At 69.7% G+C, this 1,525-nt stretch carries 1 protein-coding gene; it reads right to left on the bottom strand.

Annotation, left to right across the window (positions count from 1 at the left end):
- Positions 1–146: 146 nt before the first annotated feature.
- A complete protein-coding gene (locus QZY48_RS24550; protein ID WP_295436015.1) occupies positions 147–1,268 on the bottom strand; it encodes a Fic family protein in 1,122 nt (373 codons plus the stop codon).
- Positions 1,269–1,525: the final 257 nt, after the last annotated feature.

The raw sequence follows: 1,525 nt of genomic DNA, 5'->3' as shown, positions 1-1,525 counted from the left end.
GCGCCGCACCCCAGTGCGGCGCGATCTCGCTGGCGCCCGCTGCGTGGCGGGCGGCGGACTGGCCGGGCCGCACTGGGGGGCGGCGCTCCCAGTCGGTCGGCCTGAAGGCCGACCCACAAGCCTCGGTGGCCGGCTGGCACACAGGCTCAGGGCGCTACCCGCGCGAGCGCATACCGGGTGCTGCGACCGCCGCCGGGCAGGCTGGTCAGGGCGCCCATCTGGAGCAGCGCCGCCAGGTCGCGGGTCGCGGTCGCCTTGGAGCAGCCGGCGATGCCGACATACTTTCCGGCGGTCATGCCGCCCTCGAACCCGGCCGGACCCGCGGCGAACATCCGAACAACGACCTTGTGCTGGCGCTCATTGAGCCGGTCCCGGTAAAGCTCGAAGTAGCGCGCCTTCTCGACCACTAGATCGATCCGGGCGCGGGCGATCACCTGAGACCTGAGCACCGTCGCGACGAACCAGGCGAGCCAGGCATCGATCCGCAGGCCCTCGCGTTGCGTGCGCTCCAAGAGGGCGTAGTAGGTCCTTTTGTCCGCCTCAATGCAGGTCGAAAGGCACGACAGTGGCGGGTAGCCCAGGTCCTGGGCAATGGCGTGGTCGGCGATGGCCCGTCCGACCCGGCCGTTGCCGTCGTCGAACGGATGGATCGACTCGAACCATAGATGCGCGATCCCGGCCCGCAGCGGGCCGGGGAGCGGATCGGTGTTGCTGGTCGGCGCGGTGGCGTTGTACCAGTCGAGGAACCGGCACATCTCCTGCGGCACCCGCGCGGACGGCGGTGCCTCGTAGTGGACTCGCTGCTTGCCGATGTAGCCGGAGACGATCAGCATCGGCGCCTCGCCGCGGCGCCAGGCGCCACGCTCCGCCACCTGGGACAGGCGATCCGGGATGACCATGGTCTGCCAGGCCCCCAGCAGCGCCGCGTCCAAAGGCTGCGCCCAGTGCTCGCGTACCGAGACCATCAGGGCGGCGATACCGTCTGCCCGCGGGTCGCGGGAAGCGGTTTCCTTCGGGGCCAGGCCGATGTGGGCCTTGATCGATGAGCACACCGAGACGCGATCCAGTCGCTCACCTTCGATGGCGCTGGTCTTGATCGCCTCCGAGACCAGCAGGTCCACCAGTGCCTCCTGGCGGTCGGCGACGGCCAGGCGCGCCGCGCCGCCCGCGAGTTGCGCGGCCCGGTGGCGATAGTCCGCGACGGCCGCGGCGAGGCGGTCCGCGTCGAAGCTGAAGGTCGGCCAGTCAGGCCCTTGCCAGATCCACATGAGCCGATTATAGGTGCTATTCGGCTCAGCCTGGCGCCGGAACCTGTCGTCGATCAGACACTGCCGGTGAAGGTCTCAGTTGGCCCGGCACTAGGGCGCGCCCAAACCCGTGGGAGCGGCTTTACCGTGAAAGTGCGTAGTCAGGCCATCCTGGCCTGACGGTGTCGGGGCTGGAACAGTCAGGGCTGGAAGCCCTGACTACGCCGCCCCGCACGCTGGCCATCGAGCTAGCGGTCGAGAGGACTTTCATGTTCCGG

The organism is uncultured Thiodictyon sp. (assembly GCF_903828115.1).
Classification (GTDB): domain Bacteria; phylum Pseudomonadota; class Gammaproteobacteria; order Chromatiales; family Chromatiaceae; genus Thiodictyon.
This window is presented reverse-complemented; position numbering and strand designations above follow the sequence as displayed.

What these genes read in the sequence shown, in the direction of transcription:
- QZY48_RS24550 (WP_295436015.1), bottom strand. Translation starts at nt 1,268, where the DNA reads ATGTGGATCTGGCAAGGGCCTGACTGGCCGACCTTCAGCTTCGACGCG.